This window comes from Kluyvera sp. EC_51 (assembly GCF_019584505.1).
Taxonomy (GTDB): Bacteria; Pseudomonadota; Gammaproteobacteria; order Enterobacterales; family Enterobacteriaceae; genus Kluyvera; species Kluyvera sichuanensis.
Window position 1 is genome coordinate 12,608 of the sequence record NZ_VDAG01000022.1, and the last position, 15,514, is coordinate 28,121.

Sequence of the window (15,514 nt, forward strand, 5' to 3'; positions counted from 1 at the left end):
ATGTACCGCATCTATACCCGTACCGGCGACAAAGGCACCACCGCGCTGTTTGGCGGCAGCCGGATTGATAAAGACGATATTCGCGTAGAAGCCTACGGCAGCGTCGATACGCTGGTTTCACTGTTAGGCGTGTGCTATGCCGCCAGCGACAATCCGGCGCTGCGGCTGACGCTGCACCGCATTCAGGAGGAGCTGTTCGTGGTGGGGGCTGAACTGGCCTGCGACGCGCGCGGCTTAACCCGGCTCAATCGGCTGATCGAGGACGCGGATATTGCCCGCCTTGAAGGGGAGATTGACCGCCATATGGCGCTCACCGGCCCGCTGAAAGCCTTTGTGATCCCCGGGAAGAATCTGCCGTCTGCGCATTTGCACGTCGCGCGTACCCAAACCCGGCACATTGAGCGCACGCTGGTCGCCATGGATCGTCAAACGCCGTTACGCCCGGCGTTAAAAAGCTATATCAACCGCCTATCGGACGCCCTTTTCGCCATGGCACGAGTCGCCGAAAGCGAGGCCGAAACGGCGATTAATCCTGAGGCCGATGCTTAAACTGGCTCACGTCGATATCAAACTGCTTGAGCTTGCGCCAGAGCGTGGTGCGGCCAATATTCAGTAGATTGGACATCTCCTGCACTCGCCCGCTGGTCACGCGGGCGGCATGAATAATAGCCTCTTTTTCCATCGCCGACATGCTCATGCTAGCCGGAATTAACGCGCTATTGCCGCTCACGCCGGGATGCTCGCGGAACAGCCAACCCGGTAGATTGCTCAGGCGGATATGCCCGTGTTCGCTGCTGATGGCAATATTTTCAACGATGCTGTTAAGCTCAAAATCATTGCCCGGCCAGGAGTAGGCCACCAGATGCGCCAGCGCGTCATCATCGACCTTCAGCCGCGATGAAAAGCGGCGTTCCAGCGTGCGCAGGCGGCTGTGCACCAGCGACGGAATGCTGTTGCGGCGCTCGCGCAGCGGAGGAATGCTGATTTCAAACGAGTGCAGCGCATAGTACAGCTGGCGGCTAAAACGGTTTTGTTCCACCAGATTGCCCAGATCCATCGTGGCAGTGGCGATCACCTTCACATCCACCGGGATCAGCCGACGGGCATCAAGTCGCGTCACCACGCCTTGTTTGATCACCTGTAGCAGGATCGACTGCAGCTCCGGGGCCAGATACTCAATCTTTTCAAGAAACAGTGTCCCGCCAGAGGCCAGCTCCAGACGGCTCATCCGCCCGTTCTCTTCCTCGGTGGCCGTGCTGCCCATAAAATCCAGCCCCAGCGCGTTATCGGCATATAGCTGGCAGTTGACGGCGATAAACGGCCCCGCGGCGCGCTCGCTTTCGTTATGAATCGCCTGGGCGATAAGCTCCTTGCCCACCCCTTCTTCACCGCACATCAGCACCGGGAAGCTGCCGCGCGACGCCTGACGACCAAAGTGGATCAGGCGACGGGTCTCCGGATCGTCGGCCGACATCTGGGCAAAGGTGTGGCCCACTTTGCCAAGCTGGCTGGTCATCAATTGACGCATCTGTTCAACGGGATGGAGCAGCAGGATAAAGCTGGTTCCCTGCGCTTCGACGATGGGCTTTAAAGTGATCACCGCATCAACAAACTGGTGCTGACTTTCAAAGGCCACCTCGGCGTGGCTGAGCGGCTTAGCGTGCTTGATGGCGCGGCGCAGCAGCGCGGGGAGAATCACCAGATCGGCAATGTTTTTGCCCTGGCAGGCCTGCGCATCCAGATGCAGGAGCTTCGCCGCCTGAGGGTTAAGAAACTGTAATACTCCCGCTTCATTCCACGCCATCACACCGTCGTCCATACTTTCGAGCAGGCCGTACATCTGATTGAGGTGGCGATTGGACTCCGCCAGCAGGCTGTCGGTGAGCAGCGAGTTGCCCACTTCGCGGGCCATCGCCAGCGTCAGCGACAGGTCGGCGGCGCTGGTGTGTTCAGCTTTACAGCACAGAGCAATGGAGCCGGAAAGTCGGCCATGATTATCAAAAATTGGCGTAGAGCAGAACGTCCACGGGAAGAGCGCCTGCTTGAAGTGTTGGTCGCCGCTGGTTCTCACCGGCTGCCCCACCATTGAAGCCAGCGACAGCGCACAGGTCCCCATAATGCTTTCCGCGCAGTAGCTTCCGGCAAAGAATCCCAGCGTATCCAGCTGCGCCAGCGTCTCCGGGTGGCCGCAGCGGGTCAGGATACAGGCCGACTCATCAAGGATAAACAGCGCGCACGGGCGAGCGTCCATGTACTCCCACGCATCCTCCAGCGCCGCCTGGCCGATGGTCAGCAGCGCGGTCTTGCGACGGCTGATAGAGGCAAACGTCAGCCCCTGCGCCTGATGCGGTGTGGTCCAGGTCTCGCGCTGCATCATCTTGCCGCAGCGGTGCCAGGACTGGGCGATAAATGAGGTCAGCGCCTGCTCAGGTTGCGCGTTTTGCGTGGACATAGCGGCTATCACTCCCTTAAGTGCGTGCCGTTAGCGGCACATCCATAAAACAACAACCCCCGGTGCCAGAAACAGTCGGCCCGGGGGATAACCACAACGCTTGTGGTGCGCTGACCGGGGGGCCGGTCAGCGATAACGCTTAGTGAGCGGAGCGCCACTGAGCGCCTAAACGATCGGCCGCCAGAATGGCGGCGTAGACGCTCTGCGGGTCAACCGGGAACGGCATATTGTGGATGGTTTCCCCTTCTGCGCAGGTGGCTTTCGCCACGGCGAGAATTTTCTCCTCAATACCGTCCTTCACGCCCATCTGCGCCAACGTCACCGGCAGCCCAACTTTCTGGCAGAAACCGAGCACGGTTTCAATTTCATCCATCGGGCTGTTTTGTAAAACCAACTGCGCCAGCGTACCAAAGGCCACTTTTTCCCCGTGGTACAGGTGGTGGCACTCTTCCAGAATGGTGAACCCATTATGGATAGCGTGCGCCGCCGCCAGGCCGCTGCTTTCAAAACCGATGCCGCTGAGATAAGTGTTGGCTTCTACAATGCGTTCCAGCGCCACGGTTGCCACGCCCGCTTCGGCGGACAGACGCGCTTTTTCACCTTCCGCCAGCAGCGTTTCATAGCACAGACGCGCCAGGCTTAACGCCGCCGCCGTGGACTGACCGCCAGCCATGCTGACCGCGTGAGCGTCATAACACGCTTTCGCTTCAAACCAGGTCGACAGCGCATCGCCCATCCCGGAGACCAGTAGACGCACCGGCGCTTTGGCGATAATCGCCGTATCCATCACCACCATGTCCGGGTTTTTCGGATAGATCAGATACTCTTCAAACTCGCCGGATTCGGTATAAATCACCGACAGCGCGCTGGTTGGCGCATCGGTAGAAGCGATAGTCGGGATAATCACCACCGGCAGATGCTGGTAATAACCGATGGCTTTCGCCGTATCGAGGGTTTTACCACCGCCAATCCCTACCACACCTTTGCAGCCTTTCTGTTTAGCGATGGCGCCCAGGCGGTTGATCTCCGCGTGGCTGCATTCGCCGTTAAAACGCTCGGCATGGCAGCTGATGCCGTTGTCATGCAAACCGTTCAGCACTTTGTCTCCGGCCAGCTTCATGACGAAGTCGTCGGCAATCACAAAAAAACTGTCCGCCAGATTTTTGGCATACTGGCCGAATAACGCTGATGCATCAGGACCCTGAAGATATTTTGCCGGAGACTGAATAACTTGTAGCATTCTCTACACCCTCACATTGAACTCGTTTCCATGATGGCGTCAGGTGTGGCTCGCTCCTGCTGACAACGCAATCCAACGAGAGGTTGAGCACGACCGACGCGGTGACATCACTGTAAAGCGGGCGCCCGGCAAAAGAATGTTGGGTTATTTGGTTCCACTACGAAACGTCTTCTAAAATATTTCGTTCCATAACGAAACGCAGCTTCGGCAATGCCGCCCGGATTGCGATCCAGATCCGCGCCGCGTTCACACTATTCACCAGTTCAATATGTCTATTCCACGCCTATTCTGCCCCTGATGAACAAAAAAAAATAGCACCGCCGTTCAGCCCGAGCCAATGCCGGGCCTATGCGGCGGCTAAGAAGCCTGCATCAGCTCTCATTTTTCCCATTCACCGGCAAAATACGTTTCACTCTGGAACGTTTTCGACAAATTTCGTTCCGGGATGAAACCAACGGCGACGGGGATTTTCTTTTTTTCCCACCAGGCGAGAATTCACTCATCGGCCACGGTATCGGCATTCACGCTACCGCAGCCGGAACCCTACAGGGGAGTCGCTCGACGAGCGGCCCACAAAATATCCAGCGGAGTACACATAATGAAAAAACTGATTAACCGTGTGGAAGATGTCCTGGCAGAACAGCTGGCGGGATTGGTAAAAGCGCATCCGGAGCTGAAGCTGTATCAGGATCCGGTTTATCTCACCCGTGCTGATGCGCCGGTCGCGGGCAAAGTTGCCCTGCTCTCCGGCGGCGGTAGCGGTCACGAACCCATGCAGTGCGGCTTTATCGGCACCGGGATGCTGAGCGGTGCCTGCCCGGGCGAAATTTTCACCTCACCGACGCCGGATAAAATCTTCGAATGCGCGATGCACGTCGACGGCGGCAAAGGGGTGGTACTGATTATTAAAAATTACACCGGCGATGTGCTGAACTTTGAAACCGCCACCGAGCTGCTGCACGAAAGCGGCGTTAAGGTCACCACCGTGGTGATCGATGACGACGTGGCGGTAAAAGACAGCCTCTACACCGCCGGTCGACGCGGCGTGGCCAATACCGTGCTGATTGAAAAGTTGATGGGTGCGGCCGCTGAACGCGGCGATAGTCTGGAAGACTGCGCCCGTCTGGGTCGTCAGCTCAACAACCAGGGCCACTCCATTGGCATCGCGCTGGGTGCCTGCACCGTTCCAGCCGCGGGCAAACCGTCGTTTGAACTCAACGATAATGAAATGGAATTTGGCGTGGGCATCCACGGGGAACCGGGCATTGACCGCCGCCCGTTCACCTCGCTGGACGACACCGTCGATGCCATGTTCGCCACCTTGCTCGAGAACGGTCAGTACAGCCGTACTCTGCGCCAGTGGGACCCAATCAAAGGCTGCTGGCAGGAAGTGACGCAGTCCAAACGGGCGTTGCAGAAAGGCGACCGCGTGATTGCGCTGGTCAACAACCTCGGCGCGACCCCGCTTTCCGAGCTGTATGGCGTCTATAACCGCCTGGAAACGCTGTGCACCGACGCGGGTATTGCCATTGAACGTTCACTGGTTGGTTCCTGGTGTACCTCCCTTGATATGACCGGTTTTTCCATCACCCTGCTCAACGTGGATGCGGATACCCTCGCCCTGTGGGACGCCCCGGTTCACACCCCTGCCCTCAACTGGGGTCACTAAGGAGATCTGCAATGTCACTGAACAGAGATATGATTGTCGACTGGCTGTACCGCTGCGGCGAAACCTTTACCACCCAGTGTGATTTTCTCACCGGGCTCGACCGCGAAATCGGCGACGCTGACCACGGCCTCAATATGCACCGCGGCTTCAGCAAAGTGGTGGAAAAGCTGCCATCGATTGCCGACAAAGACATTGGCTTTATTTTGAAAAATACCGGCATGGTGCTGCTCTCTAACGTCGGCGGCGCCAGCGGCCCGCTGTTTGGCACCTTCTTTATCCGTGCCGCCCAGGTGACGCAGGCGCGCCAGAACCTCTCGCTGGAAGAGCTTTACCTGATGATCCGCGAAGGCACCGACGGCGTCGTCAGCCGCGGCAAGGCCGAACGGGGTGATAAAACCATGTGCGACGTCTGGCTGCCGGTAGCCGACTCCCTGCACCGCTCCAGCGAACAGAATCTGTCAATCACAGCCGCGCTGGACGCCGCCTGCGAGGTCGCTCAGCAGGCGGTCCAGGCGACCATCACCATGCAGGCACGCAAAGGCCGCGCTAGCTATCTCGGTGAACGCAGCATCGGTCATCAGGATCCGGGGGCCACTTCCGCCCTGTTTATGGTGCAAATGCTGGCCGCTGCGGCTAACGCATAAGTAGAGAAAGGATAAGGCGATGGTAAATCTGGTCATTGTGTCTCACAGCGCCCTACTGGGCCAGGGGGTCGGGGAGCTCGCCCGACAGATGTTAAGGGGAGATGGCTGCCAGCTCGCCATCGCCGCCGGTATTGACGACCCCGATAGCCCGATTGGCACAGACCCTATCAAGGTGATGGAGGCCATCATCTCGGTCGCTGACACCGACGATATTCTGGTGCTGATGGATATTGGCAGCGCGCTGCTGAGCGCGGAAACCGCGCTCGACCTGCTGGACCCGGAGATTGCCGCGAAGGTGCATTTGTGCCCGGCGCCGTTAGTGGAAGGGGCGCTGGCCGCCACGGTGAGCGCCGCCAGCGGTGCTGGCATCGAAAAGGTGATTGCCGACGCCCAGTGCGCCCTGCAGGCCAAACGCGTCCAGCTCGGTTTTCCGGCGCAGGAGGAATATCACGACCCGTCAGCGCTGCAAACCGACGAGTCTGACGACGCGCAGTCGGTGACCGTCGAAATAGCGAATCCTCACGGCCTGCACGTGCGCCCCGCCGCCCGTCTGGTTGAAGGGCTCGCCGGGTTTAATGCCGAGCTGCTGCTGGAAAAAGACGGCAAGTGCGTGAAGCCCGATAGCCTCAATCAGATAGCCCTACTGAAGGTGCGCTGTAATGACCGCATCCGCCTGATTGCCAAAGGCCCGGAAGCCGCAGAAGCGCTGGCGGCGTTTCAGGCGCTGGCAGACGACCATTTTGGCGAGCGCCAGGTCGTTAGCGCCCCGACGGTGAACGCCCCAGCGCTTCATGGCACCGTCAGCGGCGTGGTGCTGCACTATCAGCCCACCGAGTTTCCGCTCGAACGTGAACCCGCCGAAAGTCCGGATGCCGAGTTTCGGCGTCTGAAAATGGCGGTCAGCCATACGCTGGACGATCTGCTGGCGCTCGCCGCGCTGGCAGCCGACAAGTACTCGGAGGAGATTGCCGCCATTTTCTTCGGTCAGCATACCCTGCTTGATGACCCGGAGCTGCTGAACAGCGTCCATGAAGAACTGCAGCAGCAGAACTGCTGCGCCGAATGGGCCTGGTCGCAGGTGATGAGCGCCCTCAGCCAGCAGTACCAGTCGCTGGACGATGCCTACCTTCAGGCACGCTATATCGATATTGAGGATATTCTGCACCGTACGCTGGGACACCTTGCGGGAGCCGTTGACAGCGCACCTCAGCTGTCGCAGCGCACGATACTCATCGCCGATAACCTGTATCCGTCGGTCGTTCTGCAGCTGGATGCGTCGAAAACCGCCGCCATTTGCCTGCGCGACGGCAGCCCGCTGGCCCACGGCGCCATCATTGCCCAGGCGGCGGGGATTCCCTGGCGCTGCCAGCTCGGTGATGCCTTTGCCGGGCGGCAAAACGGCGACAAGCTCACGCTAACCCAACCGTAATATCCATTTGTTCACTCCCGGACACGCCCTGCACGGCTCGCCATGCAGGGGTGTCACACCCTAAGCTCAGGAATCTGTTATGTCGCAATTTTTCTACAATCAACGCGAAAACCTCGTGAATGACGCTATTGAAGGGGCGATCATCGCGAGCCCGTGGAATAACCTTGCCCGTCTGGAAACCGATCCGGCGATTCGTATTGTGGTCCGTCGCGATCTGGTTAAATCCCGGGTGGCGGTGATTTCCGGCGGCGGTGCGGGTCACGAACCGGCGCACGCAGGCTTTGTCGGCAAAGGGATGCTCACGGCAGCGGTCTGCGGCGACCTTTTCGCCTCGCCGAGCGTGGATGCCGTACTGACCGCCATCCAGGCGGTGACCGGCGATGCGGGCTGCCTGCTGATTGTCAAAAACTACACCGGTGACCGCTTAAACTTCGGCCTTGCGGCGGAAAAAGCTCGCCGTCTGGGCTACAAAGTCGAGATGGTCATCGTCGGCGACGATATCTCCCTGCCGGACAACAAGCACCCACGCGGCATTGCGGGCACGATCCTTGTCCATAAGGTTGCGGGTTACTTCGCGGAAATCGGCAGCAACCTGGATACGGTCACCCGGGAAGCGCGTCTGGCGATGTCACGTGTGTTCAGCCTCGGCGTCGCGCTGGCAAGCTGTCACCTGCCCGGTGACCCGCAGGATGGCGTTCGCCACTTCCCTGGCAAAGCCGAGCTGGGAATGGGGATCCACGGCGAGCCTGGCGCTAGCGTGGTGGACACACAAAACAGCGCCGAACTCGTGCACCTGATGGTCGAAAAACTCAGCGCCGCGTTACCGGCCACCGGTCGCCTGCTGCTGATGCTCAACAACCTCGGCGGCGGCTCGGTGACCGAGATGGCGATCCTCACCCGTGAACTGACCTCCAGCGCGTTAGCATCACGCTGCGACTGGCTGATTGGCCCTGCTCCGCTGGTCAGCGCCCTTGATATGAAAGGCTTCTCGATTACCGCGATGGTGATGGAAGAGAGCGTGGAGAAAGCGCTGCTGTCAGAGGTGAGAACCGCTGGCTGGCTGCCGCCGGTGCGCCTGCGCCCGCAGACCACCCTGCCGTGCGATATAAAGAGCGCCCGCGTGGCCTTTACACCGTCGGAAGATGCCCAGGTGGCGGACTATATTGAGACGGTAACCACCACGCTGTCCGACCTGGAAAGCTGCCTGAACGCGCTGGATGCCAAAGTGGGCGATGGCGATACTGGTTCAACCTTCGCCGCTGGGGCGCGTGAAATTGCCCGTCTGCTGCACGACCACCAGCTACCGCTGGCTCAGCTTGAGACGCTGTGCGGGCTGATTGGCGAACGGTTGACCGTGGTGATGGGCGGCTCCAGCGGCGTGCTGATGTCTATCTTCTTCACCGCCGCCGGTCAGGCTATCCACGAAGGCAAGCCGGTAGTTGCCGCACTACAGGCCGGGCTGGCGCAGATGAAATTTTACGGCGGTGCCGACCTCGGCGACCGCACGCTGATTGATGCCCTGCAACCGGCGCTGGACGCGCTGGCGCAGCAGCCTGGCGACCTCGATGCCGCCTACCGCGCCGCACAGGCAGGAGCCGACGCCACCAGCCAGGCCACTAAAGCCAACGCGGGCCGCGCTTCCTACCTCAACAGCGATAGCCTCGCGGGGAATATGGACCCCGGCGCCCATGCCATTGCGATGGTGTTTAAAGCCCTGGCGCAACGCCCACGCGGCTAACCGTTCGACCAGCTGCCCGCGATAGCTCGCGGGCATTTTTCTACGTAAGGGTTGCGTAACCCGCCGTGACGAACAATGATGAAGTCACCCAATGTAACCGACACCGTTAACCGATGCCCAACCGCTACCTGCGCCCGCTTTTCCCGCCGATCGCGCTGTTTTTTATCACCAGTCTACTGACGGGCTGCGTATTAAGCCGTGTCTCTGAGAGCGCCCATGCCAAAGAGGTTGATGAACTGCACCTCGTGGGCATGAGCCTTGACGCCGCTCGCGCCGCAGTCACCCAGCGCGGGTACACGTGTAGTCCCTACGCCGAGCGTCATCTGGTCAGCACCGAGGACGGTGACCATCAATGGTTGCAGACAGCGTGCGACAAACAGAGTCTTGAAGTGATCTGCCCGCAAATCCGTTCGGTGGTACTGAACGTCGACCCCACCAGCCAGAAGGTAGTGATGGTCGGCAAAAATATCACCCAGAATGCCTGTTTTTAACCCTGTGCAGATGTGAAATCAGCTCGGCACGGTCAGGCGTGACCCGTTCCGCTATCTGGTGCTTTTATTGCTAAATATTTGCGCGATCGTGACGATATACAGGAAAAGCAAAATAAAAAAGCGGGCGCAAGATGGCAGGGATCAATACCAACATCAATACTCTGGTGGTACAAAACAACGCTTCAAAAAGCGGCTCAGTGCTTCAGCAATCCATTGAACGCCTCTCCTCGGGGCTGCGCATCAATAGCGCGAAAGACGACGCCGCAGGACAGGCCATCAGCAACCGCATGAACAGCCAGATTGCCGGGCTATTGCAGGCAAAACGAAACGCCAGCGACGGACGTTCGATGGCGCAAACGGCCGAAGGTGCACTCAGTGAAATCAACCAACGCCTGCAGAGAATCCGCGAGCTTTCCGTACAGTCGCTAAGCGAAACCTACTCGCTGGAAGATGCCGACAGCATTCAGTCGGAGATTAACCTCAACCTGAAAGAGATTGCCCGCCTTAACACACAGACCAGCTTTAACGGAAAAAATGTCCTCGACGGCAGCGCCGGAACCGTTTCTGTACAGGTCGGCACCAACGATAACCAGACGATGGGCCTGTTCCTCGGCAAACCGGGCTTTAGCGTGGATGAACTGGGTCTCAACGATCTCGTCATTCGCGGGCTTAGCGGTAAAGTGACCCCTACCGACCAGCTTGTGGGTAGCAGCAGCAATATTGACTTAACCAGCGCAGCAACCAGCATAAATTATGCCACTGGCAACCAACTGACCTCCCCGCATCTGGTTCGCAGTACGAGTGGACAACTCTATATTCAGGGTACGGATGCACAGGGCAAGAATGCCTATCTTGCGGCGACCTACGGTGCAACTTACACCACCGCCACCAGTTCAGCCGAGGTGAACGTCACAGCTACCTCTGGCCCCTTGTATACCAGCGTCTCCGCGATTTCCGCTCGTTCCGTGTCAGGGCTGACCTTCCGCGATGACGCTAACACGCCAATCACCCCCGCCACGCTGGTTAACAGCGATGGAAAATACTACATCCAACAGGGCACCGACTATTTTGCCGCTGAACTAAGCTGGGGGCCGACGGGGAGCATGCAGGCCAAAATGACCGATCCAACGGCGCTGACTACCCTGAACTCACCGGTTGCGGTCACCACCACACCTGCCGTGGATTTGACCGCTGTCACCCCGCAACTGCTGGACAGCAGCGGTGCAGATATTTCAGGCAACGCGCGGTTAATGCGAAACGGTAGCCAGTACTATCTGGAGGTAGACAACGGCGGTGGCGATTTTCGCTACTTCAGCGCCTCGGTCTCGCTGCAGAGCGACGGCGATACCACCAGCGTCGCCGTGAAAGCCAACAGTGCACTGCCGCAGAATGCGTTTACCGATGTGAAAACTGTGGCGGGAACCTCTTTCGTCACCATCGACCCCGATAAAATGCAGTTGAACTATACCGACAACGCCGGTCAGACCTTCAACAGCGTGCTGAGCCGTGATGCTACGGGCAATTATGTCATGACCCTGGGCGACAGTAACAAAACCGCGACCCTGGTGCAGCAAAGCGACGGTTCATTGCTGATTAAAACCCTCAACGGCAGCGGTGAAATTCAGATTTACTATCCTAACAGCTACAGCGCGACCACCGATGGCGAAAAAGGCTGGACGACCATCAGCCTCAAGGAGACCGGGGATGGTGTGCGTCTGCGCCACCCCGAAGACCCGCTGGCCGCACTTGATGCCGCCATTGCCCGCGTCGACCAGCGCCGCAGCCAGCTTGGTGCAACAATGAACCGTCTCGAGTCCGTACAGAACGTACAAACCGGCACCTCTGCCGCACTTAGCGCCGCGCGTTCACGCATTGAAGACGCGGACTACGCCGTAGAGGTATCGCAGATGTCCCGAGCGCAGATTCTGCAACAGGCAGGCAACTCCGTATTGTCGAAATCTAACCACCTTCCCGAGGCAGTGCTATCGCTATTGCAGGGATAATCGCCGTTTCCCTCTTCTGACATCCTGTTGACTTATTATGTAAAAAGATTACTTTTCAGGACATGAAGAAAATACTGATTATCGTCCCCGATGGCGGCATGCTGTTTGAGTCCGCTGGTATTGCCGACATCCTGATGCAGGCCAACCGCCTGCATCCTGAGGGTGCCTCCTCCCCTTGCTACCAGGTTCAGTTGGCAACCACTCAGCCGCATCAGGTGATCCACGGCCAGTCCGGCCTCAACCTGCTTGCGGATCATCGTCTACATGAGATAGACCCTCGCGAACCTCTCGATACCATCATCATCACCGGCAGAGGCCAGAACGCACAGGAAGGCATTGCGGTGGTGGACTGGCTGCGTCTTGCCGCCCCGCACGCCCGCCGTATTGCCTCAATATGCGGCGGTGCGATGCTGCTGGCACAAAGCGGACTGCTCAACGGCAAACGCGCCACCACCCACTGGAAGCTGCTGGAAACGCTTCAGATGGAATACCCGCAGGTACGCGTCGAAGGCGGGCCGCTCTATATTCAGGATGAACATATGTGGACTTCCGGCGGCGTCAGCTCCGGCTTCGATCTGACGTTGGCGCTGGTAGAAGAAGATTACGGCTTTAGCCTGGCGCGCGACATCGCCCAGGATTTTGTAATGTATCTGCACCGCCCCGGCAGCCAGCTGCAGTTCAGCCGCTACAATCTTCAGCGCACCAGCAGCGTGGGGCCCATCAACGACCTGCTCGCCTGGCTGCTCGACAACCTGACCGCCGACCTCAGCGTCGAAACGCTGGCGGAAAAGGTTGCGATGAGTCCACGTAATTTTACCCGCGTCTTTACCCGCGAGACCGGTGCCTCCCCGGCACGCTACGTCGCTGAAGCGCGTCTGGCCGCCGCCCGACAGCGTCTGGAGCAGACCAACGACACGCTGGAGAGAGTGGCGCAGCAGACCGGCTTTAGCAGCAGCATCAACCTACGCCGTCTGTTTGAAAAACAGCTGCACCTCACGCCCGGTGAGTATCGCCAACGCTTCCACTGCCGCAAAATGGCGTAAAGTGATCCTTTTTTGTCGTTTACGCCAAATGGCGACCGGCCTACAGTAACGCCAGAGACAACAGATAAGGAGTGGATCATGGTAAAGGTCGGTATTAACGGTTTTGGCCGTATCGGACGTAACGTTCTGCGCGCTGCGCTGGGCAACCCGGATATCCAGATTGTGGCAATTAACGATCTGACGGACAGCAAAACGCTGGCGCATCTGCTGAAATATGACTCCCTGCTCGGCACCCTTGCCGCCGAGGTCAGCGCCAGCGAAGGTCAACTGGTGGTGGCAGGTAAACCTATCACCGTCTACAGCGAACGCGACCCGGCGAACATTCCGTGGCGACAGGCTGAAGTCGATATCGTGATTGAAGCCACCGGCTTCTTCACCGAGCGTGACAAAGCGGCAGTGCATATCCACAGCGGTGGCGCAAAACGGGTGATTATCTCCGCGCCCGGTAAGAACGACGATTTAACCATTGTGATGGGCGTGAACGACGGTCTCTACTCCCCGGATAAACACTACGTGGTCAGCAACGGCAGCTGCACCACCAACGGGCTGGCCCCCGCCGCGCAGGTACTGCATCAACACTTCGGTATCAAGCATGGTTTGATGAACACCACCCACGCCTACACCAACAGCCAGGCGCTGCACGACCAACCGGAGAAAGATTTGCGCGGGGCCCGCGCCGCCGCGCTGTCGATAGTGCCTTACTCCAGCGGCGCGGCAAAAGCGCTGGGTAAAGTGATCCCCGAACTGGATGGCCGTCTGACGGGCTATTCCCTGCGCGTGCCGGTTCCGGTGGTCTCCATCGTCGACCTGACCGTGACCCTCGAACGTGATGTGACCGTCGAAGAGGTGAACAACGCGTTTCGTGAAGCGGCCGCGAGCGGCCCACTGAAAGGCATTCTGGGCTACAGCGATGAACCGCTAGTATCGAGTGACTACCAGGGCGACCCGCGTTCCTCAATTATCGACGGTCTCTCCACGCTGGTGATTGGCGGTAACATGGTCAAAATCCTGGCGTGGTACGACAACGAATGGGGCTTCTCCAACCGCCTGGTCGACCTGGCGCTGCTGATGGCCAAACGCGAAGCGTAATCCTCGACGTTCGCTACCCACTAAAATCCACGCCCAGCGTGGATTTTTTTATCCCCCGCCATCGAACCTGTAATATGCTGTTCGTTCTGATACAGACAATTATCTTATACCTATAAAAGATGGCGCTACCGCGCACATCGCAGACCGTAACGCAAACCACAGGACAGATGGATGTTAATTCACACCGCCGCCTCGTCACGCCATGAGGCCAGGGCACAATTTCGCGCGGGGGTCGCCGCCTGCTTCCCCACCATTCCCGGTTACTGGAGCATCGGTTTTGCGGCCGGGGCCATCGGCACGCTCTCCGGCTTTACGACCCTGCAAACCGCGCTGCTGGCGAGCCTGCTGTACGCCGGGTCGGCGCAGTTTCTCTTCTACTCGCTATGGGCGGCAGGCGCCGAAGTCGCGTCGGTAGTGCTGAGCGTGCTGCTGGTAAACCTGCGCTATCTGCTGATGAGTTCGGCGATGAGCGTCTATTTCCGTGAGCACACCACGCTGCAAAAAATCGTCAGCGGCCTGCTGCTGACCGATGAAACCTTTGGCGTCGCGGTGCAGCGCGGCGGTGCGCAAAACAAAGTGTCGTTTGCCTGGATGTTTGGCCTGAACGTGGCCGCCTGGCTGAACTGGATCCTCGCCTGCATCATTGGCGCAGGGCTGGCCTCGGCCCTGCCACAGGCGCTAATGGAAGGGCTGAGCTTTAGCCTGGTATCGATGTTTATCGGCCTGGTGCTGATGCTGTGGTTTGCCAGCCGTCGTAAATGGCTGGAGTCGTTCAGCATCGCCGTCGCAGCGGTTATTACCCTTGCGATGTCCGGGCATGCCGATACCAGTATTGTGGTGATTGTCGCCGCCTCCGTCGCCGCCACGCTGGCAACGATTGGCCTGCGTCTGTCTGGCAAGAAGGAGCGTCAGGATGGAGCGTAATATTCTGCTAGCGATTATCGCCTCGGCGCTGGTCACCGCGTTGATGCGTGTGGTGCCGGTGCTGCTGCTATCACGTTTTCGTATGCCGCCTGCGCTGCAACAGTGGCTGAGTTTTATCCCGGCGGCGATTATGTCGGCGATTATTGCCGCGGAGCTGGTAGGTAAACCGGCGTTAACCAGCGGTGGGTTGAGCATTTCGCTGCTGGCCGCCGTCGCGGCGACGCTGGTTGGGACGCTCAGTCGCAGCCTGTTTGCTACGGTGATTGCGGGGATGGCGGCGTTTATGGGGTTAAGCTATTTGTTGGCTTGATTTCACCCCCTCACCCTAGCCCTCTCCCCAAATTGTCTCTTATACACAAATTAGTGGTGACAGTGATCAGATAAGGGGCGATATATTCAGGTTTATCAATCTATCGCGCTCTCTTCCAGTGCCAGCCATATAAATTGCTCTGGCGCAGAGAGCGCGCAAGGGGCGGCCAATCGCCGCCGCCCCCTGCACCCCCGGGCTCTGGCGGCAAAATCGCCACTTCGTGGTTCCCTCAGCTTATCCCTTTCGGCTTCGGGTCGGGCGCGAGGCAACGTCCCTGTAAAACCGCGCCCTCAGCCCACATCACTGTGGGCTGCCCCGGCCTCCAGGGAACGCTTCGGCGATTTAGACGCCACCCAAAACCGTGCGGTCTTTTAGCTAACAGCAAAAACCAAAGTCACTGAAACCGATGAGTCCCCGCTGGAAATCGGCGAGCCGGAGAATGGAAGACAAGGTCAGGACGCCATGGATGGCGGACTGAGGCG

Annotated in this window: 13 protein-coding genes; 11 read left to right on the plus strand and 2 right to left on the minus strand. The window is 58.9% G+C overall.

Features of this window, described 5'->3' with window-relative positions:
• Entirely contained in the window at positions 1–549 is a 549-nt protein-coding gene (locus tag FHC49_RS05930) for a cob(I)yrinic acid a,c-diamide adenosyltransferase (protein WP_220439182.1), read from the plus strand.
• Here the strand turns inward: FHC49_RS05930 and dhaR are convergent.
• Positions 527–2,452, minus strand: coding sequence for a dihydroxyacetone kinase operon transcriptional regulator DhaR (gene dhaR / locus FHC49_RS05935; RefSeq protein ID WP_220439183.1), 1,926 nt, complete (start codon positions 2,450–2,452; stop codon positions 527–529). The two genes, FHC49_RS05930 and dhaR, sit on opposite strands and share 23 nt — an antisense overlap.
• Positions 2,453–2,591: 139 nt before the next feature.
• Positions 2,592–3,692, minus strand: a complete 1,101-nt coding sequence (locus FHC49_RS05940) for a glycerol dehydrogenase (protein WP_220439184.1) — start codon at positions 3,690–3,692, stop codon at positions 2,592–2,594.
• Positions 3,693–4,290: 598 nt separating this feature from the next.
• On the opposite strand from FHC49_RS05940, the gene dhaK reads away from it, so the two are divergent.
• From dhaK to FHC49_RS05990, 10 genes are all read left to right on the plus strand, one after another.
• On the plus strand, positions 4,291–5,361 hold the full coding sequence (gene dhaK / locus FHC49_RS05945) for a dihydroxyacetone kinase subunit DhaK (protein WP_220439185.1): 1,071 nt from the start codon (positions 4,291–4,293) through the stop codon (positions 5,359–5,361).
• 11 nt (positions 5,362–5,372) lie between these two features.
• On the plus strand, positions 5,373–6,005 hold the full coding sequence (gene dhaL / locus FHC49_RS05950) for a dihydroxyacetone kinase subunit DhaL (protein WP_220439186.1): 633 nt from the start codon (positions 5,373–5,375) through the stop codon (positions 6,003–6,005).
• A gap of 19 nt (positions 6,006–6,024) precedes the next feature.
• Positions 6,025–7,434, plus strand: coding sequence for a dihydroxyacetone kinase phosphoryl donor subunit DhaM (gene dhaM / locus FHC49_RS05955; RefSeq protein WP_220439187.1), 1,410 nt, complete (start codon positions 6,025–6,027; stop codon positions 7,432–7,434).
• A gap of 79 nt (positions 7,435–7,513) precedes the next feature.
• Positions 7,514–9,172 (plus strand): glycerone kinase, encoded by a 1,659-nt coding sequence (locus tag FHC49_RS05960; protein ID WP_220439188.1) that lies wholly within the window; start codon positions 7,514–7,516, stop codon positions 9,170–9,172.
• A gap of 113 nt (positions 9,173–9,285) precedes the next feature.
• On the plus strand, positions 9,286–9,663 hold the full coding sequence (locus FHC49_RS05965) for a hypothetical protein (protein WP_220439195.1): 378 nt from the start codon (positions 9,286–9,288) through the stop codon (positions 9,661–9,663).
• 131 nt (positions 9,664–9,794) lie between these two features.
• Complete coding sequence (locus tag FHC49_RS05970; protein ID WP_220439196.1) at positions 9,795–11,666, plus strand: flagellin; 1,872 nt, start codon at positions 9,795–9,797, stop codon at positions 11,664–11,666.
• Between the two features lie 62 nt (positions 11,667–11,728).
• Positions 11,729–12,709, plus strand: a complete 981-nt coding sequence (locus tag FHC49_RS05975) for a GlxA family transcriptional regulator (protein ID WP_220439197.1) — start codon at positions 11,729–11,731, stop codon at positions 12,707–12,709.
• Between the two features lie 78 nt (positions 12,710–12,787).
• Complete coding sequence (gene gap / locus FHC49_RS05980; RefSeq protein WP_185667725.1) at positions 12,788–13,798, plus strand: type I glyceraldehyde-3-phosphate dehydrogenase; 1,011 nt, start codon at positions 12,788–12,790, stop codon at positions 13,796–13,798.
• 171 nt (positions 13,799–13,969) lie between these two features.
• Complete coding sequence (locus FHC49_RS05985) at positions 13,970–14,722, plus strand: AzlC family ABC transporter permease (protein ID WP_185667724.1); 753 nt, start codon at positions 13,970–13,972, stop codon at positions 14,720–14,722.
• A complete protein-coding gene (locus FHC49_RS05990) occupies positions 14,712–15,032 on the plus strand; it encodes an AzlD domain-containing protein (RefSeq protein WP_220439198.1) in 321 nt (106 codons plus the stop codon). Before FHC49_RS05985 ends, FHC49_RS05990 begins: the two co-directional genes overlap by 11 nt.
• Positions 15,033–15,514 lie beyond the last annotated feature (482 nt).

Excerpts from the sequence above, each read along its gene's own strand:
- FHC49_RS05965 (WP_220439195.1), top strand. The coding sequence starts at position 9,286 with ATGCCCAACCGCTACCTGCGCCCGCTTTTCCCGCCGATCGCGCTGTTT.
- gap (WP_185667725.1), top strand. The coding sequence starts at position 12,788 with ATGGTAAAGGTCGGTATTAACGGTTTTGGCCGTATCGGACGTAACGTT.
- FHC49_RS05970 (WP_220439196.1), top strand. The coding sequence starts at position 9,795 with ATGGCAGGGATCAATACCAACATCAATACTCTGGTGGTACAAAACAAC.
- FHC49_RS05960 (WP_220439188.1), top strand. The coding sequence starts at position 7,514 with ATGTCGCAATTTTTCTACAATCAACGCGAAAACCTCGTGAATGACGCT.
- FHC49_RS05985 (WP_185667724.1), top strand. The coding sequence starts at position 13,970 with ATGTTAATTCACACCGCCGCCTCGTCACGCCATGAGGCCAGGGCACAA.
- dhaL (WP_220439186.1), top strand. The coding sequence starts at position 5,373 with ATGTCACTGAACAGAGATATGATTGTCGACTGGCTGTACCGCTGCGGC.
- FHC49_RS05975 (WP_220439197.1), top strand. The coding sequence starts at position 11,729 with ATGAAGAAAATACTGATTATCGTCCCCGATGGCGGCATGCTGTTTGAG.
- dhaK (WP_220439185.1), top strand. The coding sequence starts at position 4,291 with ATGAAAAAACTGATTAACCGTGTGGAAGATGTCCTGGCAGAACAGCTG.
- FHC49_RS05940 (WP_220439184.1), bottom strand. The coding sequence starts at position 3,692 with ATGCTACAAGTTATTCAGTCTCCGGCAAAATATCTTCAGGGTCCTGAT.
- FHC49_RS05990 (WP_220439198.1), top strand. The coding sequence starts at position 14,712 with ATGGAGCGTAATATTCTGCTAGCGATTATCGCCTCGGCGCTGGTCACC.
- dhaM (WP_220439187.1), top strand. The coding sequence starts at position 6,025 with ATGGTAAATCTGGTCATTGTGTCTCACAGCGCCCTACTGGGCCAGGGG.
- dhaR (WP_220439183.1), bottom strand. The coding sequence starts at position 2,452 with ATGTCCACGCAAAACGCGCAACCTGAGCAGGCGCTGACCTCATTTATC.
- FHC49_RS05930 (WP_220439182.1), top strand. The coding sequence starts at position 1 with ATGTACCGCATCTATACCCGTACCGGCGACAAAGGCACCACCGCGCTG.